Annotated in this window: 20 protein-coding genes and 1 riboswitch; of the genes, 7 read left to right on the top strand and 13 right to left on the bottom strand. The window is 70.4% G+C overall.

Features of this window, described 5'->3' with window-relative positions:
• The first annotated feature begins 131 nt into the window (after positions 1–131).
• On the top strand, positions 132–875 hold the full coding sequence (locus ACY0MR_RS26380) for a rhomboid family intramembrane serine protease (RefSeq protein WP_361847912.1): 744 nt from the start codon (positions 132–134) through the stop codon (positions 873–875).
• Positions 872–1,153, top strand: coding sequence for an Lrp/AsnC family transcriptional regulator (locus ACY0MR_RS26375; protein WP_148004451.1), 282 nt, complete (start codon positions 872–874; stop codon positions 1,151–1,153). The genes ACY0MR_RS26380 and ACY0MR_RS26375 overlap by 4 nt, the downstream gene beginning before the upstream one ends.
• A gap of 70 nt (positions 1,154–1,223) precedes the next feature.
• On the opposite strand, the gene ACY0MR_RS26370 is transcribed toward ACY0MR_RS26375, so the two are convergent.
• The 6 genes from ACY0MR_RS26370 to ctaE form a co-directional block, all read right to left on the bottom strand.
• The gene (locus ACY0MR_RS26370; RefSeq protein ID WP_473555743.1) at positions 1,224–2,639 is read right to left on the bottom strand and encodes an aminotransferase class V-fold PLP-dependent enzyme; all 1,416 of its coding nucleotides are present in this window, start codon (positions 2,637–2,639) and stop codon (positions 1,224–1,226) included.
• A 244-nt stretch (positions 2,640–2,883) separates the two neighbouring features.
• Positions 2,884–3,000, bottom strand: a riboswitch (SAM riboswitch).
• A 78-nt stretch (positions 3,001–3,078) separates the two neighbouring features.
• Positions 3,079–4,143: an anthranilate phosphoribosyltransferase gene (gene trpD, locus ACY0MR_RS26365; RefSeq protein ID WP_361847919.1), complete on the bottom strand. Its 1,065-nt coding sequence runs from the start codon at positions 4,141–4,143 to the stop codon at positions 3,079–3,081.
• Between the two features lie 130 nt (positions 4,144–4,273).
• On the bottom strand, positions 4,274–5,896 hold the full coding sequence (qcrB, locus tag ACY0MR_RS26360; RefSeq protein ID WP_361847922.1) for a cytochrome bc1 complex cytochrome b subunit: 1,623 nt from the start codon (positions 5,894–5,896) through the stop codon (positions 4,274–4,276).
• Positions 5,893–6,945 carry a cytochrome bc1 complex Rieske iron-sulfur subunit gene (gene qcrA / locus ACY0MR_RS26355; protein WP_361847925.1) on the bottom strand — a complete coding sequence of 351 codons (1,053 nt, stop codon included), beginning with the start codon at positions 6,943–6,945 and terminating at the stop codon, positions 5,893–5,895. Before qcrA ends, qcrB begins: the two co-directional genes overlap by 4 nt.
• On the bottom strand, positions 6,942–7,751 hold the full coding sequence (gene qcrC, locus ACY0MR_RS26350; protein ID WP_388802124.1) for a cytochrome bc1 complex diheme cytochrome c subunit: 810 nt from the start codon (positions 7,749–7,751) through the stop codon (positions 6,942–6,944). The genes qcrA and qcrC overlap by 4 nt, the downstream gene beginning before the upstream one ends.
• A gap of 74 nt (positions 7,752–7,825) precedes the next feature.
• Positions 7,826–8,446: an aa3-type cytochrome oxidase subunit III gene (gene ctaE, locus ACY0MR_RS26345; protein WP_030314378.1), complete on the bottom strand. Its 621-nt coding sequence runs from the start codon at positions 8,444–8,446 to the stop codon at positions 7,826–7,828.
• A gap of 202 nt (positions 8,447–8,648) precedes the next feature.
• Between ctaE and ACY0MR_RS26340 the strand changes: the two genes are divergently transcribed.
• A complete protein-coding gene (locus ACY0MR_RS26340) occupies positions 8,649–9,050 on the top strand; it encodes a DNA-binding transcriptional response regulator (protein WP_392207136.1) in 402 nt (133 codons plus the stop codon).
• A 45-nt stretch (positions 9,051–9,095) separates the two neighbouring features.
• Here ACY0MR_RS26340 and ACY0MR_RS26335 read toward each other — a convergent pair whose 3' ends face one another.
• The 4 genes from ACY0MR_RS26335 to ctaC all read right to left on the bottom strand — a co-directional run bounded on the left by ACY0MR_RS26335 (position 9,096) and on the right by ctaC (position 13,566).
• The gene (locus ACY0MR_RS26335; RefSeq protein WP_388802120.1) at positions 9,096–10,352 is read right to left on the bottom strand and encodes a L,D-transpeptidase; all 1,257 of its coding nucleotides are present in this window, start codon (positions 10,350–10,352) and stop codon (positions 9,096–9,098) included.
• Between the two features lie 120 nt (positions 10,353–10,472).
• Positions 10,473–10,871, bottom strand: a complete 399-nt coding sequence (locus ACY0MR_RS26330) for a cytochrome c oxidase subunit 4 (RefSeq protein WP_017238857.1) — start codon at positions 10,869–10,871, stop codon at positions 10,473–10,475.
• The gene (gene ctaD / locus ACY0MR_RS26325; RefSeq protein WP_148004443.1) at positions 10,868–12,604 is read right to left on the bottom strand and encodes an aa3-type cytochrome oxidase subunit I; all 1,737 of its coding nucleotides are present in this window, start codon (positions 12,602–12,604) and stop codon (positions 10,868–10,870) included. Before ctaD ends, ACY0MR_RS26330 begins: the two co-directional genes overlap by 4 nt.
• A complete protein-coding gene (gene ctaC, locus ACY0MR_RS26320) occupies positions 12,601–13,566 on the bottom strand; it encodes an aa3-type cytochrome oxidase subunit II (protein ID WP_361847939.1) in 966 nt (321 codons plus the stop codon). Before ctaC ends, ctaD begins: the two co-directional genes overlap by 4 nt.
• Before the next feature lie 568 nt (positions 13,567–14,134).
• Here ctaC and ACY0MR_RS26315 point away from each other — a divergent pair.
• Entirely contained in the window at positions 14,135–15,538 is a 1,404-nt protein-coding gene (locus ACY0MR_RS26315) for a cysteine desulfurase/sulfurtransferase TusA family protein (protein ID WP_392863122.1), read from the top strand.
• A 156-nt stretch (positions 15,539–15,694) separates the two neighbouring features.
• Here ACY0MR_RS26315 and ACY0MR_RS26310 read toward each other — a convergent pair whose 3' ends face one another.
• Entirely contained in the window at positions 15,695–16,669 is a 975-nt protein-coding gene (locus ACY0MR_RS26310; protein ID WP_361862404.1) for a carbohydrate kinase family protein, read from the bottom strand.
• A gap of 133 nt (positions 16,670–16,802) precedes the next feature.
• Here ACY0MR_RS26310 and ACY0MR_RS26305 point away from each other — a divergent pair, with 133 nt between their 5' ends.
• Together ACY0MR_RS26305 and ACY0MR_RS26300 are read left to right on the top strand one after the other, a co-directional pair.
• Complete coding sequence (locus ACY0MR_RS26305) at positions 16,803–17,009, top strand: hypothetical protein (protein ID WP_361862401.1); 207 nt, start codon at positions 16,803–16,805, stop codon at positions 17,007–17,009.
• A 66-nt stretch (positions 17,010–17,075) separates the two neighbouring features.
• Entirely contained in the window at positions 17,076–18,665 is a 1,590-nt protein-coding gene (locus ACY0MR_RS26300; protein WP_473555737.1) for a hypothetical protein, read from the top strand.
• A 99-nt stretch (positions 18,666–18,764) separates the two neighbouring features.
• On the opposite strand, the gene ACY0MR_RS26295 is transcribed toward ACY0MR_RS26300, so the two are convergent.
• Positions 18,765–19,121 carry a HesB/IscA family protein gene (locus ACY0MR_RS26295; protein WP_015033024.1) on the bottom strand — a complete coding sequence of 119 codons (357 nt, stop codon included), beginning with the start codon at positions 19,119–19,121 and terminating at the stop codon, positions 18,765–18,767.
• Positions 19,122–19,371: 250 nt separating this feature from the next.
• Between ACY0MR_RS26295 and nadA the strand changes: the two genes are divergently transcribed.
• Positions 19,372–20,568, top strand: coding sequence for a quinolinate synthase NadA (nadA, locus tag ACY0MR_RS26290; RefSeq protein WP_361853805.1), 1,197 nt, complete (start codon positions 19,372–19,374; stop codon positions 20,566–20,568).
• A gap of 102 nt (positions 20,569–20,670) precedes the next feature.
• Here nadA and ACY0MR_RS26285 read toward each other — a convergent pair whose 3' ends face one another.
• Positions 20,671–23,817 carry an efflux RND transporter permease subunit gene (locus ACY0MR_RS26285; protein WP_473555733.1) on the bottom strand — a complete coding sequence of 1,049 codons (3,147 nt, stop codon included), beginning with the start codon at positions 23,815–23,817 and terminating at the stop codon, positions 20,671–20,673.
• Between the last annotated feature and the right edge of the window lie 47 nt (positions 23,818–23,864).

Here is a 23,864-nt window from a genome sequence, read left to right as displayed (position 1 = left end):
TACCAGGTGCGGGAGCCGCGGTGCGCCGTCGAACTGCGGTCGTACTGCCCGTTACCCTACGGCCTCGCCGGTACGCGGGGGCACGGCGAGGCACTCTGTCCAGTTCGGCCCCGGTACGCCATGATCTGTCCATGATCGACTGGCGAGGTGCGGTCCGCGGTGTCCAGGGGTCCTGGCGGGGCCTCCGCAGCGGGCCCACGGTGACGTACGGACTGATCGCCGCCTGCTGCCTGCTCTTCGTGATCGGCCCGGTCTCCGGGCTCGATCCGGTGTACGGCACGGGGGACGAGCTCCTCGCGGCGCAGGGCGAGTACTTCCGGCGCTGGGGCGTCGTCCCCGCCGAGCTGATGAGCGGCGAGCCCCGCGCCCTGCTCACCCCGCTCACCGCGCTGTTCGTCCACGGCAGCTGGCTCCACCTGCTGGGAAACATGCTGTTCCTGTACGTCTTCGGGGCGATGGCCGAGGAGCGCATGGGTCCCGTCGAGTTCGCCCTGTTCTACCTGGGCACGGGCTACCTCGCCCTCGTCGGGTACGCGGTGGCGCACGCGAGCAGCGAGCAGACCCTGGTCGGGGCCTCCGGGGCGATCTCCGGGGTGCTCGGGGCCTTTCTCTTCCTCTTCCCGCGCTCCCGGGTCACCAGTCTCTTCCCCTTCCTCTTCTTCCTGCCGCTGCGCTTCCCCGCCTGGATCGTGCTGATCTTCTGGTTCGTGCTCCAGTGGCTGGCCGCGCGGGCCGCCGGATCCGGTCCCGGCGTCGCCTATCTGGCCCATGTGGTGGGCTTCTCCGTCGGCTTCCTGTACGCCTGGGGGCGCTACCGGGGTGGGGATAGAGTGAAAGCCCCAACCGCGGCGACCGAGGGAGAAAGCCAGCCGTGATCACCGCGATCGTGCTCATCAAGACCAGCGTGGACCGCATCCCCGAGATCGCCGAGTCGATCGCCGCGCTCGACAGCGTCAGCGAGGTCTTCTCGGTGACCGGCACCTACGACCTGATCGCCATGGTCCGCGTCCCGCGCCACGACGACCTCGCCGACGTGATCCCCGGCAACATCAGCAAGATCCCGGGCGTCGAGGCCACCGACACGCACGTCGCCTTCCGCACCTACTCCCAGCACGACCTGGAGGCGGCCTTCGCCATCGGTCTGGAGTCCTGAGACAGGTCCGGGGCACGGGTGAAGGGGGCCTCCCGCCGGGGAGGCCCCCTTCACCCGTACGAGTGAGTGCTCAGCCGCGGTCCGGGACGCAGCGGCCGTCCTCGGTGCGGTACTTCCACTGCGCGCCGTCGCGGACGAGCTCCTTCACGGCGCCGACGAACCGCTCCACGTGCTCGTCCGGGGTGCCGGCTCCGAAGCTCACCCGGATGGCGTTGAGGGACCTCTCCCCCGGTGCGGCCTCGGGGGCGCCGCACTCGCCCGGGTCCTGCGGGTCGCTGCCGAGCAGCGTGCGGACCAGCGGGTGGGCGCAGAAGAGGCCGTCGCGGACGCCGATGCCGTACTCGGCGGAGAGCGCGGCGGCGAAGTGCGAGCTGTTCCAGCCCTCCACGACGAAGGAGATGACGCCGACGCGCGGGGCGTCGTCGCCGAACAGCGAGAGCACCCTGACCTCGGGCACCTCGGCCAGGCCCGCCCGGACCTTCGCGATCAGGTGGCGCTCGCGGGCGACGAGCTGGTCGAAGCCGGCCTCGGTGAGGGCCTTGCAGGCGGAGGCGATGGAGTAGACGCCGATGACGTTCGGGGAGCCCGCCTCGTGCCGGGCCGCGGTGGTGTGCCACTCCACGTCCACACCGCCGTCGGCCCGGCGGGCCACCTTGCGGGAGGCGCCGCCGCCCGCGAGGTAGGGCTCGGAGTCCTGGAGCCAGTCGGCGCGGCCCGCGAGGACGCCGGAGCCGAAGGGCGCGTACAGCTTGTGCCCGGAGAAGGCGATCCAGTCCACGTCGAGGTCCTGGACGGAGACCGGGTGGTGCGGGGCCAGCTGGGCGGCGTCGAGCACGATCCGGGCGCCGTGGGCGTGCGCGGCGGCGGCGAGCTCCTTCACCGGCCACAGCTCGCCGGTGACGTTGGAGGCGCCGGTCACGCAGACCAGGGCGGGGCCGTAGGGGTCGCGGTCGGCGAGCGCCCGCTCCAGGGTGGCGACGGCCTGCCCGGGGGTGCGCGGCGCGTTGAGGTAGGTGACGCGGGCGTCCCTCCAGGGCAGCAGCGAGGCGTGGTGCTCGGTCTCGAAGACGAAGACCTGGCAGTCGGCCGGGAGGGTGGCGGCCAGCAGGTTCAGCGAGTCGGTGGTGGAACGGGTGAAGACGACCTGGTCGCCGGGGCGGCAGTCGAGGAACTCGGCGACGGTGGCGCGGCTGTTCTCGAAGAGGTCGGTGGAGAGCTGGGAGAGGTAGCCCGCGCCGCGGTGGACGCTGCCGTAGTAGGGGGCGTAGGCCGCGACGTCGTCCCAGACCCGCTGGAGGGCGGGCGCGCTGGCCGCGTAGTCGAGCGCCGCGTAGGTCACCTCGCCGCCGGTGACGAGGGGGACGGTGACGTCCCGGCCGAGCACGGGCAGCGGGGCGGCGCAGCAGGGGTCGGCGGCCTCGGCGGCGGTCACGGCGGGCGCGGTCTCGACGAGGGTGGCGGCGGTGGCGTCAGGGCGTGCGGACATGGCGGTATCTCCCGGCGGGCGGTGCGGAATGGCTTCGGTGGACCCGTACGCGGCCGGACACGGCGGGGTACGGGGTGTTGCCTCGGAGGACACGGGTGCACGGGGGAAGCCCGCGGTGCACGGGGTACGGAGAAGTGACCCTGATCCGACGATCCGAGGGTGAAGAAGGGGCGTACTCGCCCTATCGCATTCGCTTGCTCACGGAAAAAGCTCCTCGAGAGACCAGGACCCCTGGTGTTCGAGGGGTCCGCGCTTGCCGTAGACCTCGCTGCCTACGGCCTGGTCATCACCCGGGGCACCCCGCCACGGACGGAGGGTTGCCGGACAGCAAGCCGGGGCCAAAACGCTGTCACTCGTGACCTGTAGAGCATCCTGCCACATGATCGCCGAAGCGCAAGACCCCGGTCCGCATGGTGGACCGGGGTCAGGGGGAACGCCGTCAGGCGTTGCTGGCGGCGACCCAGCGCTCCAGGGACCGGAGGGCCGCGCCGGAGTCGATGGACGCGGCCGCCCGCGCGATGCCCGCGGCCAGCCGCTCCGCCAGCGTTCCGGCGCCGGGCTCCAGGGCGGTGAGCGCCGCCGCCGCGTTGAGCAGCACGGCGTCCCGCACCGGACCGGTCTCGCCGGCGAGCAGGCGGCGGGCCACGTCGGCGTTGTACGAGGCGTCGGCGCCGCGCAGCGCCTCCAGGGGCACCAGGTCGATGCCGACGTCCCGCGGGTCGAAGCGCTCCTCGGCGACCGCGCCGTCGCGGACCACCCAGACCCGGGAGGTGGAGGTGGTGGTCAGCTCGTCGAGTCCGTCGTCGCCGCGGAAGACCAGGGCGGAGTTGCCGCGCTCGGCGAGGACCCCGGCCACGATGGGCGCCATCCGCGGGTCGGCGACCCCGACGGCCTGGGCCCGCACCCGGGCCGGGTTGGTCAGCGGGCCGAGGACGTTGAACGTGGTCCGGATGCCCAGCTGACCGCGCGCGGCGGCGACGTGCCGCAGCGACGGGTGGAACTTCACGGCGAAGCAGATGGTGATGCCGGCCTCCTCGGCGACCTCGGCGACCCGCTGCGGGGTCAGGTTGAGGTTGATGCCGAGCTTCTCCAGGACGTCGGAGGAGCCGGAGGCGGAGGACGCGGCGCGGTTGCCGTGCTTGACGACCTTCGTCCCCGTGCCGGCGACCACGATCGAGGCCATCGTGGAGATGTTCACCGTCTTGGCGCCGTCGCCGCCGGTGCCGACGATGTCGACGGCGGGCCCCGGCACCTCGATCACGTTGGCGTGCGCGTACATGGTCCGTACGAGACCGGCGATCTCCTGCACGGTCTCGCCCTTGGCGCGCAGCGCCACCATGAAGCCGGCGATCTGCGCGTCGGTGGCCTCGCCGCTCATGATCAGGTCCATCGCCCAGGCGGTGTCGTCGGCGGACAGGTCCCTGCCGTCGAGGAGTCCGTTCAGCAGGACGGGCCAGGAGCGGCCCGCCGACGTAGGTCCTCCAGCGGGGGTCGCAGCGCTCATGGCAGCTCCTGGTCAGTACGTGACGGCTAGGGCTCCACCCTATCGACCCGCGGGGACGGCGAAGAGCCCCGTCCATCGAATGGACGGGGCTCTCACCGTGGCGACTTGTCGGAAGTCGGGAGTTCCGGGATCAGTGGTGGCCGTGGCCGCTCTGGATCTCCTTGTACTCCTCGACCGTGGGCTTGGCGACCTGGCTGTCGCCGCCGTAGTAGCCCTTGTTGAGCTTGATCCGGAGCTTCTCCACGCGCCCGATCTTGCGCTCCACGCCGTTCTCGTCGACGCCCGCCGGAAGCTCCGCGGCGTCGTACTGCTCGTGCGCGGTGAGGCGGTGCAGCTCGCCCTGGCTGAGCGGCTCGTGGATCTCGACGAACTCACCGTGCGGCAGGCGCTTGATGATGCCGGACTCGCGTCCGTGCAGCACCTTGTCCTTGTCGCGGCGCTGGAGGCCGAGGCAGATCCGCTTGGTGGCGATGAACGCGATGACCGGGCCGACGAAGAAGAAGATCCGCACGAACCAGGTGATCGAGTTGATCGACAGGTGGAAGTGGGTCGCCCAGAGGTCGTTTCCACCACCCACGAGCATGATCATGTACGCGGTGATCCAGGCGACACCGAAGGCGGTGCGCGTCGGAGCGTTGCGCGGGCGCTGCGCGATGTGGTGCTCGCGCTTGTCGCCGGTGATCCACGACTCGATGAACGGGTAGACCGCGATGGCCGCGAGGACCGCCGGGAAGATCGCCAGCGGGATCATCACGCCCAGGACGAGCGTGTGGCCCCAGAGGTTGATCTCCCAGCCCGGCATGACACGGATCAGACCCTCGGCGAAGCCCATGTACCAGTCGGGCTGGGCGCCGGTGGACACCTGGTCCGGCCGGTACGGGCCGATGGCCCAGATCGGGTTGATCGAGGCGACCGCCGCGATGATCGCGATGACGCCGAAGACCAGGAAGAAGAAGCCTCCGGCCTTGGCCATGTAGACCGGCAGCAGCGGCATGCCCACGACGTTGTTGTTCGTGCGGCCGGGGCCGGCGAACTGCGTGTGCTTGTGGAAGAACACCAGGATGAGGTGGGCGACCACGAGGCCGAGCATGATGCCGGGCAGCAGCAGGACGTGGGCCGAGTAGAACCGGGCCACGAAGTCGCCGCCGGGGAACTCCCCGCCGAACAGGAACATCGACAGGTAGGTGCCGATGACCGGGACGGACAGGATCGCGCCCTGCATGAAGCGGACACCGGTGCCGGAGAGCAGGTCGTCCGGGAGCGAGTAACCGGTGAAGCCGGTGAACATGCCCAGGAAGAACAGCAGGAAGCCGAACAGCCAGTTGATCTCACGCGGCTTGCGGAACGCGCCCGTGAAGAACACGCGCATCATGTGCACGAACATGCCGGCGAGGAAGATCAGCGCCGCCCAGTGGTGGATCTGCCGGATGAGCAGACCACCGCGGACCTCGAACGAGATGTGCATCGTCGAGTTGAACGCCTCGGACATCAGCTGTCCCTGGAGCGGGACGTACGGTCCGACGTACTCCACCTCGTTCATCGACGGGTGGAAGAACATCGTCAGATAGACGCCCGTCAGGATGATGATGAGGAAGCTGTAGAGGCAGATCTCGCCGAGCATGAAGGACCAGTGGTCCGGGAAGATCTTCCGCATGTTGGCCTTGGCCAGCGTGTAGATCCCCAGGCGTCCGTCGGCCCAGTCGGCCACCCGCTCACCTGCGGGTGCTTTCTTCGTATCGGTCACGGTGCTCATCCGCGCTCCCAGAAGGCAGGGCCGACGGGCTCGTCGAAGTCGCCGAGCGCCTCCAGGAAGCCCTTGTCGTTCACGCCGATCCGCAGCTGCGGGAGGGCGTGACCGGCCGGGCCGAAGATGACGCGGGCGCCGTCGGAGAGGTCGAAGGTGGACTGGTGGCACGGGCAGAGGACGTGGTGCGTCTGCTGCTCGTACAGGGAGATCGGGCAGCCCACGTGGGTGCAGATCTTCGAGAACGCGACGATGCCCTCGTGCGACCACTCGAGCTCGCGCTTGTCCTTGATGTCCTCCGGCTGGATCCGGACGATCATCAGGGCGGCCTTGGCGATCTCGGTCTGGAAGTGGTGGTCGTGCTCCGAGAGGCCCTCGGGCATCGCGAAGGTCAGCGAACCGACCGCGACGTCCTCGGGACGCAGCGGCTCGTGCGTGTTCATGTTGATGAGCTGAAGCCCCTTGGCCCACATGGTGGACCGGAGCTTCTTCTCGGGCAGCGGGCCCATGTCACGCAGCAGGACGATGCCGGAGAGCGGAACGAGCGACAGCGCGCCGAACATCGTGTTGCGGATGAGCTTGCGGCGGCCCATGCCCGACTCGGCGGCACCGGCCGCGAAGTCCGACATGACCTTGGCCTTGGTCTCGGCGTCGGCCGCGATCGGGTGACGCTCGTCCGCGATCTCGACGTCGGACATCAGGGTGCGGGCCCAGTGGACCGCGCCCGCGCCGATGAAGAAGAGGGCGAGGCCCAGGGTCCAGCCCAGCGCGAAGTTGAGCGCGGACACCCGGCCGAAGGGCCAGATGTACACGATCTTGTCGACCGGGAAGATCACGTACGAGGCGATGAAGCCGATCGTGGCCAGCATCGACAGCGTGAACATGAACGCCACGGCACGCTCGGACCGGCGTGCGGCCCGCTCGTCGATGTCCTGGATGCGGGGCTTGTGGGGCGGGAGGCCCGGGTCGGCGAACGGGTCGTCGGCGACCTTCACCGCGCCGTGCGCGGTGTCCTGCCCTGCCGGCAGGTTCTCTTCTGGAATCTCTTGGCTACTCATGACTTCTTGGCCTTAGCGGTGTGGGCCGCGACCCAGATGGCAACTGCGATCAGCGCACCCAGGCCGAAGACCCAGGCGAACAGGCCCTCGGAGACGGGGCCGAGGCCACCGAGCGAGAGACCGCCCGGGCTGTCGGCCTTCTCGCCGTTGACGGCCTGGACGTACGCGATGATGTCCTTCTTCTCCTTCTCGGGCATCGTCGTGTCCGGGAAGGAAGGCATGTTCTGCGGGCCGGTCTGCATGGCCTCGTAGAGGTGCTTCGGGCTCACGCCTTCGAGGTTCGGGGCGTACTTGCCGTAGGTCAGCGCGCCACCCTCACCGGTGAAGTTGTGGCACTGGGCACAGTTGGTGCGGAACAGCTCGCCACCCTTGGCGACGTCCGCACCGTCAGGGCTGTACTGGCTCTCGGTCGGCGTGATCGGGCCGGCACCGAGAGAAGCGACGTACGCCGCGAGCTGGTCGATCTCAGCCTGCGAGTAGATGTTCTTCTTCTTCGGGACCTGGGCGCCCGGCTGCTGGGCCGGCATACGGCCCGTGCCGACCTGGAAGTCGACGGAGGCCGAGCCGACGCCGACGAGGGAGGGGCCGTCAGAGGTGCCCTGACCGCCGGTTCCGTGGCAGCTGGCGCAGCCGACGGTGTAGAGCTTCTTGCCCTCCTCGATGGCGAGGGACTGGGCGGTTTCATCGGCCTTCGCCGTGCCCGCGGGCGCGAACGCGGCGTACAGCCCCCCAGTGGCCGCCAGCGCGAGAAGTAGGACGACGACCGCCGCCAGCGGATGGCGTCGTCGTGCGGAGAGCTTTTTCACGGATTACCCCGGTGTCAGGATCTTCTGCGTCGATGCTTGCTGGATGTGTCGGTCCGCCGTGTCGGCGGCGCCGACTACTTGATCATGTAGATCGTGGCGAAGAGGCCGATCCAGACGACATCGACGAAGTGCCAGTAGTAGGACACGACGATGGCGGCGGTTGCCTGCTCGTGAGTGAACCTCTTGGCGGCGTACGTCCGGCCGAGGACCAGCAGGAAGGCGATGAGACCGCCCGTCACGTGCAGGCCGTGGAAGCCGGTGGTCAGGTAGAACACGGAACCGTACGGGTCCGACGAGAGCGAGAGGCCCTCGTGCTTCACCAGCTCCGTGTACTCGAAGACCTGTCCGCCGATGAAGATCGAACCCATCACGAACGTGATGATGAACCACGACCGGAGCTTCTTCACGTCGCCCCGCTCGGCGGCGAAGACGCCGAGCTGGCAGGTGAGCGAGGAGAGCACCAGGATCGTGGTGTTCGTCGCCGAGAACGGGAAGTTCAAGGCGTCTGCCTTTTCCGTCCAGTACTCGGCGCCCATCACGGATCGCAGGGTGAAGTACATCGCGAAGAGGGCCGCGAAGAACATCAGCTCGGAGCTCAACCAGATGATGGTTCCGACGCTGGTGAGGTTCGGTCGATTGACCGACGGGTGCGCGTGCCCTGTTTCTACTGTCGTTACTGTCGCCACGACCGACATTATGTCGGTCGCTTATCCCGCCCTCACTCCGGGGGGTGCCGTTCGGAGTGTCAGAGGGGTGTGTCCAGCCCGAACGGCCCAGTGCGAGGCCCCCCTGCCACCCTTCGAACAGGTGTTGAACGGGTGTTGACGGGGTGTGGACCGGAGTAGCATCCGCGCATCGGTCGACGACGACCCACCCGCCTTCCCAGCCGGAGGAACGATGCAGTCGAGTGCCACGGTCCTGGTCTACAGCGACGACGCGAACACCCGCGAGCAGGTACGGCTGGCGGCCGGGCGCAGGCCCGCGTCGGACGTCCCCCCGGTGGAGTTCGTGGAGTGCGCGACCCTGCCGGCGGTGCTGAAGCGCCTGGACGAGGGCGGCATCGACGTGTGCGTCCTGGACGGCGAGGCGGTGCCGGCGGGCGGCATGGGCGTCTGCCGGCAGATCAAGGACGAGGTCTTCCACTGCCCGCCCGTGCTGCTGCTCATCGGGCGCCCCCAGGACGCCTGGCTGGCCACCTGGAGCCGTGCGGACGCCGCGGTCACCCTTCCGGTGGACCCGGTCGAGTTCGCGGCGTCCCTGGCCGCCCTGCTGCGCTCGCGCCTGTCGATCGACGCGTAGGGCCCCGGGGGCGGGCGGCGGCCCCGCGGGGGCCCGGGCCCGGCCTCAGAGCGGCAGCGGCCGCAGGCGGGACTTCTCCGTGGCGGCCACCGGGCTCCCGGTGGCCTCCACCAGGGCGCTGCCCTCCCGCCACTTCTCCCACGGCAGGTTCCAGTCGCCGAAGCCGTTCCCGAAGGTGTCCATCGTGTCGCCGTAGCTGTTGACGACGCGGACGATGTCGCCGGCGCGGACGGTCTCGTAGAACCAGGCCGCGTTCCCGGTCGACATGCCGACGCAGCCGTGGCTGACGTTCGCCACGCCCTGCGAGCCGACCGACCAGGGCGCGGCGTGGACGTACTCGCCGCTCCAGGTCACCCGGGTCGCGTAGTAGACCGGCAGGTCGTACGACTCGGAGCTGCCCTCCGCGATGCCGATGCTGGTGCCCCGCATCCGGACGTAGTACTCCTTGCCGAGGATCACTTTGATGCCGTTTCGGGTGGAGAAGCCCGGCTTTCCGGTGGTCACCGGAATGGTATTGATCACTTCTCCGTTGCGCCGCACGGTCATGTAGTGCGACCCGGCGTCCGCGACGGCCTCGATCCGGTCGCCGATGGTGAGCTTCAGCGGCTTGGACTCGCCGCCGTAGAGCTTGTCGCCGACCTTGAGGCCGTCCAGGTTCCCGGTGACCGTGATGCGCGCCCCCGCCGGCCAGTACTCCTTCGGGCGGAAGTGCAGCTTCTTGTCGTCCACCCAGTACCAGGAGCCCTCGACGGACGGCGTGGAGCGGACCTTGAGCGCGCGTTCGACGACGGCACGGGCCTTGCGGTCCTTGACGGCGAGGCTGAGCTCGGCCGTGATGGGCTGCCCGACGCCGTACGTGCCCGTCTCCGGGCCGAAGGCCGCGGTCAGCGCCCGCTTGGCCGGGGCCGTCTCGAAGGTGAACGTGCGGGCGCCCGGAGCGCCGTCCTCGTCCTCGGTGGCGACGCGGACCGTGTAGCGGGCGCCTGCGGCCAGGGCGGCCGTGGAGCGCCAGCGCCGCCCGTCCGCGGTGAGTTCGCCCGCCAGGTGGCGCCCTGCGGCGTCGACGGCGGTGACGTCGGTGATCCGGCCGTCGTCGCCCTTGGCCGTGACCTCCAGCGGCTTCTCGGGGTCGGCCTTGGCGCCGTCCCCGGGAGCGCTGACCGCGAGCTGGTCCGCCGCGTCGTACGCCCTGGCCGACAGCGGGTGGTCGTCGGAGCCCGCACACGCCGTGGCGCCTGCGGTGACGGTGACGGCCAGAAGAGTGCAGCTCAAAACAGTCCGAATGCGCGGCGTGTCGTTCATGACTTCACGCTAAGGACAATCCTGCCGACCAGCGCGTCGAGTACTGCAAAAGAGGGGCCCGGACACTTCTGTGACGAAGTGTCCGGGCCCCTCTGGGGTGCTCCGGTGGAGCGGGTGCCGCTACTGGTTCTGGTTCTCGCCGCGGTAGAACTCGAAGACCCAGCCGAAGAGGCCGACCAGGATCAGCGGGGCGGAGAAGTACAGGATCCACCAGCCCATGGCGATGGCCAGGAAGGCCAGCGCGCCACCGACGGCCAGCGACAGCGGCTGCCAGCTGTGCGGGGCGAAGAAGCCGACCTCACCGGCCTCGTCCGCGACGTCCGCCTCCTTGTCGTCCTGCGCCATCGCGTCGACACGCTTGGCCGTGAAGGCCAGGTAGTAGCCGATCATGATGGACAGGCCGAAGGCCAGGAAGAGGGCCGTGGTGCCGACCGGCTCCTTCGACCAGACGCCGTACAGGACGGCCATGGCAAGGATGAAGACGCTCAGCCAGATGAACATCTTGCCCTGGATCTTCACTTGCCGGCCTCCTTGCCGCCCGTGAGGGCCTCGGCCGCGTGCCCCTTGTTCTCGAGCTGGTCGAGAGCCGCGATCTCGGGGTGGTGCAGATCGAACGCCGGGGATTCCGAACGGATCCGCGGCAGGGTGAGGAAGTTGTGCCGCGGCGGCGGGCAGGACGTCGCCCATTCGAGCGAACGGCCGTAGCCCCACGGGTCGTCGACCTCGATCTTCTTGCCGTACTTGGCGGTCTTCCAGACGTTGTAGAGGAACGGCAGGATCGACAGGCCGAGCAGGAAGGAGGAGATCGTCGAGATCGTGTTCAGGGCCGTGAAGCCGTCGGCGTCGAGGTAGTCCGCGTAACGACGCGGCATGCCCTCGGCACCGAGCCAGTGCTGCACGAGGAAGGTGCCGTGGAAGCCGATGAACAGCGTCCAGAAGGTCATCTTGCCGAGCCGCTCGTCCAGCATCTTGCCCGTGAACTTCGGCCACCAGAAGTGGAAGCCGGCGAACATCGCGAAGACCACGGTGCCGAAGACGACGTAGTGGAAGTGCGCGACGACGAAGTACGAGTCGGAGACGTGGAAGTCCATCGGCGGCGAGGCCAGGATGACACCGGTCAGACCACCGAAGGTGAAGGTGATCAGGAAGCCGATCGTCCAGAGCATCGGTGTCTCGAAGGACAGTGAGCCCTTCCACATCGTTCCGATCCAGTTGAAGAACTTCACACCTGTGGGTACGGCGATGAGGAACGTCATGAAGGAGAAGAACGGGAGGAGCACGCCTCCGGTGACGTACATGTGGTGGGCCCACACCGTCACGGAGAGACCGGCGATCGCGATGGTCGCGGCCACCAGGCCGATGTAGCCGAACATCGGCTTGCGGCTGAAGACCGGGATGACCTCGGAGATGATGCCGAAGAACGGCAGCGCGATGATGTACACCTCTGGGTGGCCGAAGAACCAGAAGAGGTGTTGCCAGAGCAACGCTCCGCCGTTGGCCGCGTCGAAGACGTGCGCACCGAACTTGCGGTCCGCCTCCAGGGCGAACAGCGCGGCCGCGAGGACCGGGAAGGCGAGCAGGACCAGGACACCGGTCAGCAGCACGTTCCAGGTGAAGATCGGCATGCGGAACATCGTCATGCCGGGAGCCCGCATGCAGATGATCGTGGTGATGAAGTTGACCGAGCCGAGGATCGTGCCGAAGCCGGAGAAGGCCAGACCCATGATCCACATGTCGGCGCCGACACCCGGCGAGCGGACGGCGTCCGACAGCGGGGAGTAGGCGAACCAGCCGAAGTCGGCCGCACCCTGCGGGGTGAGGAAGCCGGCCACCGCGATGATCGAGCCGAAGAGGTACAGCCAGTACGCGAACATGTTCAGCCGCGGGAACGCCACGTCGGGCGCGCCGATCTGCAGCGGCATGATCCAGTTCGCGAATCCGGCGAACAGCGGCGTCGCGAACATCAGCAGCATGATCGTGCCGTGCATCGTGAACGCCTGGTTGAACTGCTCGTTCGACATGATCTGCGTACCCGGACGGGCCAGCTCGGCGCGCATGAAGAGCGCCATGAGTCCGCCGATGCAGAAGAAGACGAACGACGTGACCAGGTAGAGCGTGCCGATCGTCTTGTGGTCGGTGGTGGTCAGCCACTTGATCACGACATTGCCGGGCTGCTTGCGCCGTACGGGCAGCTCGTTCTCGTACGAGTCCTCAGCTGCGGCGGCACCCTGGGTTTCGTTGTGGATGCTCACAGTTGGTTCTTCTCCGCATTCCTGGCCGGGTCCGTCTGCTCGATGCCAGACGGGATGTAGCCGGTCTGCCCCTTCTCGGCCAGCTCCTTCAGGTGCTGCTGGTAGCGCTCCGGGGAGACCACCTTGACGTTGAAGAGCATCCGGGAGTGGTCGACGCCGCAGAGCTCGGCGCACTTCCCGAGGAAGGTGCCTTCCTGCGTCGGGGTGACCTCGAAGGAGTTGGTGTGACCCGGGATGACGTCCTGCTTCATGAGGAAGGGGACCACCCAGAACGAGTGGATGACGTCACGGGAGGTCAGGATGAACCGGACCTTCTCGCCCTTCGGCAGCCACAGGGTCGGACCCGGGTTGCCGGTCTGCGGGTTGCGGTCACCGGGGATGCCGGCGTCGTAGACGCCGCCGGCGTTGTCCGGGAACTGGTCCTGGAACTTGTCCGGAATGGCCGCGAGGTTCTTGTCCGTCTTCGCGTCGCCCTTCACACCGGGCACGTCCTCGACGTAGTTGAAGGCCCAGCTCCACTGGTAGCCGACCACGTTGACCGTGTGGGCCGGCTTCGGGGAGAGCTCGAGGAGCTTCGACTCGTCGCGCGCGGTGAAGTAGAAGAGCACCGAGACGATGATGAGGGGGGTGACCGTGTACAGCGCCTCGATGGGCATGTTGTAACGGGTCTGCGGAGGTACCTCGACCTTGGTCCTGCTTCGCCGGTGGAAGATGACGGACCAGATGATCAGGCCCCACACCAGGATTCCGGTGATGAGCGCAGCCGCCCACGAGCCCTGCCACAGGGAGAGGATCCGGGGAGCCTCTTCCGTGACGGGGGTGGGCATACCAAGGCGGGGGAAGTCTTCCCAGTTGTACGAGCAGCCGGTGGCTGTCGCCAGGATCAGGCCCGCAGTCAGCACCTGCGGCAGCTTCCGCCGCATCGGGCGCCGCGACGAGCGGTCGGAGCCGTTGGGACTCACGTAGCGCCTTCCCGAGAGTCTCGGCCCGCAGTGGTCGGCCACGGCCGTCCGTCTCGCTGGTCGGTCGCCGCCCCGGCCGCGGGCAGGGGTTTGGATGTTTATGCGGACCAAACCCTACTGGACGCTATTTGGGGTCGCGCGGGGAGGGTGCCCAACGCGCCGTCCGAGTCCCCGAAGGGGTGGACTCCGGGGTTCCGGAGGGGGGTCGGACACGCCCGTTCGGCCGTCTGCCGGTCTACGGCGACGCGCTTCTGACGAGGGCTCACGGAGGGGCAGGAAGTCGGACGGGGCGGGGGGCGGGCGGGGAGCCGGGGGTGCCGGCGGCCGGGGTGCGGCGGTGGGCGGCGCCGGGCGCGCAGGCGGGGGCGGCGGACGGGTGGGGCAGCCACGGCTCGGGCGTGGCGAGGCTCCGGCCCGGGCGGGGCGGGGATCCGGCCCGGTGGGGCGGGGGCCGGGCTCCTGTAGGACGGGGGCGGGGCCCGGTGGGGCGGCACTCGGTCCGGGTGGGGGTGCGGGTCCCGCCCGGGTGGGGCCGGGCCCGTGTGCGGGCAGGCCCTACCGTGGGCGGATGCCGTACTTCGACGCCGCGTCCGCCGCCCCGCTGCATCCCGTCGCCCGCCAGGCGCTGCTCGCCTCCCTCGACGAGGGCTGGGCCGATCCCGCCCGGCTGTACCGGGAGGGGCGGCGCGCCAGGCTGCTGCTCGACGCCGCGCGGGAGGCCGCGGCGGAGGCCGTGGGCTGCCGTCCGGACGAGCTCGTATTCACTCCTTCGGGGACGCGCGCGGTTCACGCGGGAATCTCGGGATCCCTCGCGGGGCGTCGGCGTGTCGGAAACCGGCTCGTGGTCTCCGCGGTCGAGCACTCCTCCGTACTGCACGCCGCCGAGGCGCACGCGGCGGCCGGGGCCACGGTGACGGAGGTGCCGGTGGGGCGGACGGGAGCGGTGGCCGCCGGCGCCTTCGCGGCGGCGCTCGACCCGGGCGACGCGGGAGCGGTCGCCCTGGCGTGTCTCCAGTCGGCCAATCACGAGGTGGGCACCGAGCAGCCGGTGGCGGAGGTCGCCGAGGCCTGCCGGGCGGCGGGCGTGCCGCTGCTGGTGGACGCGGCCCAGTCACTGGGCTGGGGCCCGGTGGAGGGCGCCTGGTCGCTGCTCGCGGCGAGCGCGCACAAGTGGGGAGGGCCGGCGGGGGTGGGGCTGCTCGCGGTGCGCAAGGGTGTGCGGTTCAGCCCGCAAGGCCCGTCGGACGAGCGGGAGTCGGGCCGGGCGCCCGGCTTCGAGAACCTCCCGGCGATCGTGGCGGCGGCGGCCTCGCTGCGGGCGGTACGGGCGGAGGCGGCGGCCGAGGAGGCGCGGCTGCGGGCCCTGGTGGACCGGATCCGGGCGCGGGTCCCGGAGCTGGTCCCGGACGTGGAGGTGGTGGGCGACCCGGTGCGGCGCCTCCCGCATCTGGTCACCTTCTCCTGTCTGTACGTCGACGGGGAGACGTTGCTGCACGAGCTGGACCGGGAGGGTTTCTCCGTTTCGTCCGGTTCGTCGTGCACGAGTTCGACGCTGACCCCCAGCCATGTGCTGCGTGCGATGGGGGTGCTGAGCGAGGGGAACGTACGCGTGTCCCTGCCGGCCGGCACGGCGGAGGAGGACGTGGCCCGCTTCCTGGAGGTGCTGCCGGGGGTGGTCGCGGGGGTGCGGGAACGGCTGGGCGCGCCGGCCACGGCGCCGTCGGCGGTGGCCGCGCCGGGGGCGGGCTCCCTGGTGGTGGACGCGCTGGGCCGGCGCTGCCCGATCCCGGTGATCGAACTGGCGAAGGTCATCGGGGACGTGCCGGTGGGCGGGACGGTGACGGTCCTGGCGGACGACGCGGCGGCGCGGCTGGACATTCCGGCGTGGTGCGAGATGCGGGGGCAGGAGTATGTGGGCGAGTCGCCTGCGGCGGGGGGAGGGGTGGCGTACGTGATCCGACGCGCGACCTGACGCCCCGGGCCTGCGGCTTCCGCGCCGGAACCCGCACCCGTGGTGCGCCGCGCTGTGGGTGCGGGTTCGGGAACGAGGGGTGCGGGGGTCGGCGCGGGCCCGTGGGAGCTTCGGCTCGGCTCGGTCCGACCCCGCTCCCGACGGGGCCGCCTGGTGTCAGGACAGGTAGGACTGGACCTCCGACGCCGCCTCGTCGCCGTACGCCTTCGTGAAGCGCTCCATGAAGTTGGCCCGGCGCAGCGTGTACTCCTGCGTGCCCAGCGTCTCGATGACCAGCGTCGCCAGCATGCAGCCGACCTGCGCGGCCCGCTCCAGGCCCACGCCCCAGGACAGGCCCGTCAGGAAGCCCGCGCGGAACGCGTCGCCGACGCCCGTCGGGTCGACCTTCGCCGTCTCCTCCGCGCACCCGACCTCGATCGGCGTGTCGCCGACGCGCTCGATGCGGACGCCCCGCGAGCCCAGCGTGGTGACGCGGTGGCCGACGCGGGAGAGGATCTCGGCGTCGGTCCAGCCCGTCTTGGACTCGATGAGGCCCTTCTCGTACTCGTTGGAGAAGAGGTACGTGGCGCCGTCCAGGAGCGTGCGGATCTCGTCGCCGTCCATCCGCGCGATCTGCTGCGAGAAGTCGGCGGCGAACGGGATGCCCCGCGTCCGGCACTCCTCCGTGTGGCGGAGCATCGCCTCGGGGTCGTCGGCTCCGATGAGGACCAGGTCGAGCCCGCCCACCCGGTCGGCGACGGCCTTGAGCTCGATCAGCCGGGCCTCGCTCATCGCGCCGGTGTAGAAGGAGCCGATCTGGTTGTGGTCCTTGTCCGTGGTGCAGACGAAGCGGGCCGTGTGGAGGACCTCGGAGATCCGGACCGAACCGGTGTCGACGCCGTGGCGGTCGAGCCAGGCGCGGTACTCGTCGAAGTCGTAGCCCGCCGCGCCCACGAGGATCGGGGTGCCGCCGAGCTGGCCCATGCCGAAGCAGATGTTGGGGCCGACGCCGCCGCGCCGGACGTCGAGGTTGTCGACGAGGAAGGAGAGGGACACCGTGTGCAGCTGGTCGGCCACCAGCTGGTCGGCGAACCGGCCGGGGAAGGTCATGAGGTGGTCGGTGGCGATGGAGCCGGTGACTGCGATACGCACGGCGGGGTGCTCCTGCGGGAAGGCGGCAATGACGGACATTCACGCTACCGGCTGGAGGCCTCACTGCCGAACAGTGGAAACTACCCCAGAGTAGGCCTTTTCCCCGGGGGCGTGCGGTGCATACGGTGCGCCCATGACCATCTACCCCGCTTCACGTGAGCGATACGAGTCCGAGCCGAGCCTCGCCGACCTGCGGGGCGACGGCGCACGGATGGCTCCGCACTGGGTGACCCCGGCCGCCCCCGCGCCCGATCCGGTCTCCCCCGCGCTGATCCACGGGGTCGTCGTCCCGGCGGCCTCGGCGCGGCTGATCGACGCGACGGCCGAGTACGGGGGCTGACGGAGGGAACCGTCCGCCCGCCCGCTCCGTCCCATCGGCGTCCGTTCGAGACGAGGGAGCGTTGCGGTGAGCGGTACGGAGAACGTACGGAGGCGGCGGAGCACCATCGCGGCCTCGGTGGCGGCGGGTGTGCTGCTCGCCGGGGGCGGTGGCGTCTACCTGGCCACCTCGGCATCCGGTGACGGCACCGGCGTGGGCGCGGCCGCGAAGGCCGCGGACGCCGGCCCGCCGCCCACGCTGCGCCTGGAGGACGGCGGCAGCGGCGACGCCACCCCCGGTGGCGACTCGGGGGGCGGCCCGGGCATCGCGCCCGGCGAGCCCGACCCCGGGGGCGGCCCGAACGGGACCGTCTACACAGCCAAGGGCCCACTCCCCCAAGGGCCCTCCTCGGCCGCGGTCCACCGGCCCGAGGGCCTGGTCACCTCGGCGGAGGTGACCAGGCTGGCCGAAGCGCTGGGCATCTCCGGCAGTCCCTCGCTCGTGGGCGAGGTCTGGACGATCCGGCCGGAGAAGGACGGTTCGGGGGCCCGTCTCGACGTGGCGCGGAAGGCGCCGGGGAACTGGACCTACTCCTGGTACGACGGCGGCCCGGCGGGCGACGCCTGCCTGAAGGGCCGGGCCTGCCCGCCGCCGGGCGAGTCGAAGCCGGCGCCGGGCGGTACGCCGCTGAGCGAGGCGGCGGCGAAGGCGGCGGCCGCGCCGGTCCTCAAGGCGCTCGGCCAGGACGACGCCAAGGTCACCGCGACGGGTGTGGTGAACGGTTCGGTCCGCGTGGTCAACGCCGATCCGGTGGTGGGCGGGCTGCCGACGTACGGCTGGTCGACGGGTCTGCAGATCGCACGGGACGGCCGGGCGGTCGCGGGCAGCGGGATGCTCAAGGAGCCGGCCGAGGGGGCCGCGTACCCGGTGATCGGGGCGGCGAAGGCGCTCGCCGCGCTGAACGAGGACGCGAAGGGCACCGGCCCGATCGGGGTGGGGCGCTGCCCCACGGACCCGCCGGGCGCCGGCGCGGCCGGTACGGACGGGAAGCCGGCGCCCGGCGGCGTGGAGCCGGCCGCGCCCGGTGTGGACGGGAACGGGAGGCCGGAGGACGCCCGGACCGGCGGGACGCCGGCGCCCGGGCACGTCGAACCGGTCCCGCCCTGCCAGACGATCGTGCAGCGGGCCGCCCCCGACCGGGTGCCGGTGACGGCCGCGGTGTTCGGGCTGGCCGCGCGCGACGTGGACGGCGAGCGGCTGCTCGTACCGTCGTGGCTGTTCACCGCGGATCCGGCGGAGGGTGCGCCGTACACGGTGGCGCGGACGGCGGTGGCCCCGGAGTACCTGGCGCCGCCGGCCACGCCCTCGCCGGTGCCGACGCCCACGCGGCCCCCCGGGGACGACGGCGGGGTGCCCCGGGCCGTGGAGTCGGTCCGGGTCCAGGAGGACGGCAGGGAGCTCGCCGTCACGTTCTGGGGCGGGGTGTGCAGCACGTACACCGTGCGGGCGGACGAGCAGCCGGACCGGGTGACCGTGCGGATCGTCGAGAAGTCCGACCCGGAGCGGGTCTGCATCATGCTCGCCAAGGACTTCACGCAGACGGTGACGCTGCGGAGCCCGCTGGGCGACCGTCCGGTGGTGGACGAGGCGAGCGGGGAGGCGGTGCCGCGCCGCTGAGCGGCGCGCCCTGGCACACGACCGAGGGCGGTGGCCCGGGAGGATTCCTCCCGGGCCACCGCCCTCCGGCGTGCGAGGCCGCGCGCGGCCCGGCGGGGCCTAGCTGAACGAGTCGCCGCAGGCGCAGGAGCCCGTGGCGTTCGGGTTGTCGATGGTGAAGCCCTGCTTCTCGATGGTGTCGACGAAGTCGATCGAGGCGCCGCCCAGGTACGGGGCGCTCATGCGGTCGGTGACGACCTTGACGCCGTCGAAGTCCTTCACGACGTCGCCGTCGAGCGAGCGCTCGTCGAAGAACAGCTGGTAACGCAGGCCGGAGCAGCCGCCGGGCTGAACGGCGACGCGCAGGGCCAGGTCCTCGCGGCCTTCCTGGTCGAGGAGGGCCTTGACCTTGGCCGCGGCGGCGTCGGACAGGAGGATGCCGTCGCTGACAGTGGTCTTCTCGTCCGATACGGACATCTGCTTCTCTCCCGGTGTGTACGGAGACTGCTTGCCGACGGTTGCAACCGACGGTGCCCCGGATTCATTCCGGGCCGTGTGGGGTCTTTCTCTCTTCATGCTCGCACACCCTGTCCAGCGGCGGGGACGAGGAAGTCCCGCGGCGGCGGCAGCGAATTCGTCACATCGACACTATGGACATCGTCAACGTGACGTGAAGCGGTTATGATAGATAGCGTCATTTCGACGAAAAGGTTTCCCCGAAGAAAGGGTGCGTGACGTGACCACGGCCCAAGCCCGTCATGACCTCGACGTACAGCCGTCGCCGCTCGCCCTGCTCCTGCTCGGTCGCGAGGCCGACCCGAAGAGCGAGCGCGGCGTGGAGTGCCCCGGCGACCTCCCCTCGCCCTCCGACCCGGACCTGGTGGAGCGCGCCCGCGCCGCCAAGGAGAAGCTCGGGGACAAGGTCTTCGTCCTGGGACACCACTACCAGCGCGACGAGGTCATCCAGTTCGCCGACGTCACCGGCGACTCGTTCAAGCTCGCGCGCGACGCCGCGGCCCGGCCCGAGGCCGAGTACATCGTCTTCTGCGGCGTGCACTTCATGGCGGAGTCGGCCGACATCCTGACCGGCGACGAGCAGAAGGTCGTCCTGCCCGACCTCGCGGCCGGCTGCTCGATGGCCGACATGGCCACCGCCGAGCAGGTCGCCGAGTGCTGGGACGTGCTGACCGAGGCCGGCGTCGCCGACCAGGTCGTGCCCGTCTCGTACATGAACTCCTCGGCCGACATCAAGGCCTTCACCGGCAAGCACGGGGGCACGATCTGCACCTCGTCCAACGCCGAGCGCGCCCTGGACTGGGCGTTCGAGCAGGGAGAGAAGGTGCTGTTCCTGCCGGACCAGCACCTGGGCCGCAACACGGCCGTCCGCGACATGGGCATGTCGCTCGACGACTGCGTCCTGTACAACCCGCACAAGCCGAACGGCGGGCTGACCGTCGAGGAGCTGCGCGCCGCCAAGATGATCCTGTGGCGGGGCCACTGCTCGGTGCACGGCCGCTTCTCGCTGGACTCGGTGAACGACGTTCGCGAGCGCGTCCCCGGCGTGAACGTGCTCGTCCACCCCGAGTGCCGGCACGAGGTCGTCGCCGCCGCCGACTACGTGGGCTCCACCGAGTACATCATCAACACCCTGGAGGCGGCCCCGGCCGGTTCCAAGTGGGCGATCGGCACGGAGCTGAACCTGGTCCGCCGGCTCGCGAACCGGTTCGCCGACCAGGACAAGGAGATCGTCTTCCTCGACAAGACGGTCTGCTTCTGCTCGACGATGAACCGCATCGACCTGCCCCACCTGGTGTGGACCCTGGAGTCCCTCGCCGAGGGCAACCTCGTCAACCAGATCCGGGTCGACAAGGAGACGGAGAGCTTCGCGAAGCTCGCGCTGGAGCGGATGCTCGCTCTGCCGTAACGGTTCTCCCCCGATACGCCCGAAGGGCGCCCCGCGCGGTGCGGGGCGCCCTTCGGCGTTCTGCGCTTCTGCGGGACGTCCAGCGGCGTCCGGCGGCGTCTCCTAGGCGTCCAGCGCGTCGAGCAGCGACGTGTCCGTGTCGGTGTTCGCCTCGGTGGGCTGCTCGGGGACCTCCGCCCCCTTCTTCGCCGCCTTCTTCTTCGCGCGGCGCTCCTTGCGGAGCTCCACCATCGCGTAGAGCGTGGGGACGAGGAGCAGCGTCAGCAGCGTCGACGTGATCAGACCGCCGATCACCACGACGGCCAGCGGCTGGGCGATGAAGCCGCCCTCGCCGGTGATGCCGAGCGCCATCGGCAGCAGCGCGAAGATCGTCGCCAGGGCGGTCATCAGGATCGGGCGGAGCCGGTGCCGGCCGCCCTCGATCACCGCCTCGACGACGCCCAGGCCCTGCGCCCGGTACTGGTTGATCAGGTCGATCAGGACGATCGCGTTGGTGACGACGATGCCGATGAGCATCAGCATGCCGATCATCGCCGGGACGCCCATCGCGGTGTCGGTGGCCACGAGCAGGCCGATCGCGCCGGTCGCCGCGAACGGGATCGAGACCAGCAGGATCAGCGGCTGGACCAGCGACCGGAAGGTCGCGACGAGCAGCATGAAGACGATCGCGATGGCGGCCAGCATGGCCAGGAACAGGTTGAGGAAGGCCTCGGACTGGTCCTCGGAGACACCGCCGATGCTGGCGGTGGCGCCCTCGGGCAGGTCGAGCGCGTCGATCTTCTGCTGGAGGGTGGCGCTGACGGCGCCGGTGTTGTCGCCGACCGGCTTGGCCGTGATCGTCGCGGCGCGGGCGCCGTCGATCCGGGTCATGGAGACCGGGCCGGGGACGAGCTCGACGGTGGCGATGTCGCCCAGCTTCACCGGGCCGAGGGGCAGCGCCCTGAGCCCGGCCAGGGTGGTGACCGGCTTCGCCGAGGTGATGAGGACGTCGCGCTCGCTGTCGTCGAGGGTCGCCTTGGCGGCCGGGGTGCCCCGGACGGCCTGGCCGACGATCATGCCGAGCGAGGCGGAGTCGAAGCCGGCGTCGGCCGCCGCGGGCTTCGCCCGGACCGAGATGCGCGGGACGGACTGCGAGAGGTCGCTCTGGACGTCGGTGACGTCCTTCATGCCGGCGATCGCGGCCCTGACCTGCTCGGAGGCCTTCTCGAGGACCTCGGCGTCGGCGGCCTTCACGACCACGCTCAGGTCCTGGCTGCCGAAGCCGTCACCCGCGGCGATCTTGGTGTCGCCGATGCCGTCGAGGGAGCCGAGGCCCTTCTCGATGGCGTCCCGGGTCTTCTCGAAGTCGGCGGACTCCTCCAGGCTGACCTGGTAGGTGGCCTGGTTGGTGCCGGTGCCGCCGCCGAAGGCCGCCATGAAGCCGGACGAGCCGACGTTGACCTGGTAGTCCTTGACGCCGTCGGTGTCCGCGAGGAGCTTCTCGACCTTCTTCGCGGCCGCGTCGGAGGCGTCGAGGGCGGTGCCGGGGGCCAGCTCCTGCTGGATGCTGAGCACCTCCTGCTCGCCCTGGTCGAAGAAGTTCGTCTTCAGGAGCGGGGCCATGCCGAAGGTGACGATCAGGACCACGAACGCGATGGCGAGGCTGGTGAGCCGGCGCCGGGTCGCGAACCGCAGGACCGGCACGTAGAGGCGCTGGAGACGGCTCTTCTCCTCCTTCTCCTCGGCCAGCCTGCGGGCCTCGGCCAGGTCCTCGGGGGTGCCCTTGGGGGCGCGCAGGAACCAGTACGAGAGGACCGGGACGACCGTCAGGGAGACGAGCAGCGAGGCCAGCAGGGCCGCGGTGACCGTCAGCGAGAAGGAGCCGAACAGCTCGCCGATCATGCCGCCAGTCAGGCCGATCGGCAGGAAGACGGCGACGGTCGTGAGCGTCGAGGAGGTGACGGCGCCCGCCACCTCGCGGACCGCGGTGAGGATCGCGGCCTGCCGCTCCTCGCCGTAACCGAGGTGCCGCTTGATGTTCTCCAGGACCACGATCGAGTCGTCGACGACCCGGCCGATGGCGATGGTGAGCGCACCGAGCGTCAGCATGTTGAGCGAGAGGTCGCGGGTCCACAGCACGATGAGCGCGAGGACGACGGAGAGCGGGATGGAGACCGCCGTGACCAGGGTGGAGCGGATCGACGCGAGGAAGACCAGGATCACCAGGACGGCCATGACGAGGCCGAGGGCGCCCTCGGTGGTGAGGCCGGAGACGGCCTTGGCGACGGCCGGGCCCTGGTCGGAGACCACGGTCAGCTCGGCGCCCGCGCCGAGGTCGGCGCGGAGCTCGGGCAGCTTCTCCTCGACGGCGTCGGAGATCGCGACGGCGCTGCCGTCCTTGTCCATGGTGGCCATGACGGCGAGGCTGGGCTTGCCGTTGGTCCGGGTGAGGGAGACGCGCGGGGACTCCTCCTGGCGGACGGTGGCGACGTCGCCGAGGCGGACCGCCTTGCCCTTGCCGGGGGTGGCCGCCGGGATGCGGAGGTCCTCGATCTGGCGCAGCGAGGTGAAGCCGCCGCCGACCTGGATGGTGCGGCTCTTGCCGGTCTCGGAGAAGGAGCCGGCCGGGAGGGTGCCGCCGCCGGAGCGGAGGGCCTCGCCGAGCTTCATCGTGGTGAGGCCGGCCGCGGCGAGCTTGCGGTCGTCGGGGGTCACGGAGACCTGGAGGTCCTGGACGCCGGTCACGGAGACCTGGCCGACTCCCTCGATGCCTTCGAGGGCGGGCACGACGGTGCGGTCCAGCAGGTCGGCGAGGGCCTGCGGGTCCTGGTCGGAGGCGGCGGCGAGGACGACGGTCGGGATGTCGTCCGTGGAGCCGGCCACGACCTGCGGGTCGACCGTGTCGGGCAGTTCGGCGCGGGCCCGGTTGACCGCCTGCTGGACGTCGGCGACGAGCTGCTTCGTCGACTCGTCGCCGTAGTCGAAGGAGGCCATGACGAGCGCCATGCCCTCGGAGGCCGTGGAGGTGACCGACTTCAGGCCGTCGACGGCCTTCAGGTTGCTCTCCAGCGGCTCGACGACCTGCTTCTCGACCACGTCGGGAGAGGCGCCCTGGTAGGGCGCGAGGACCGAGACCATGGGCAGCTCGATCGAGGGGAACAGCTGCTGCTTCAGCTGCGGTATCGCGATCGCCCCGAACACCAGGGCGACGATGGAGATCAGCCCGATCAGGGCCCTTTGGGCGAGGCTGAATCTCGACAGCCAGGACATGGGGTCTCTCTTCTGTGGCGTACGCGTCGACGGGCGGGAGCAGCCAA

The organism is Streptomyces sp. JN8, assembly GCF_055808075.1.
The sequence above is the reverse complement of the archived record's forward strand: the minus strand, read 5'-3'. Positions and strand labels throughout refer to the sequence as shown.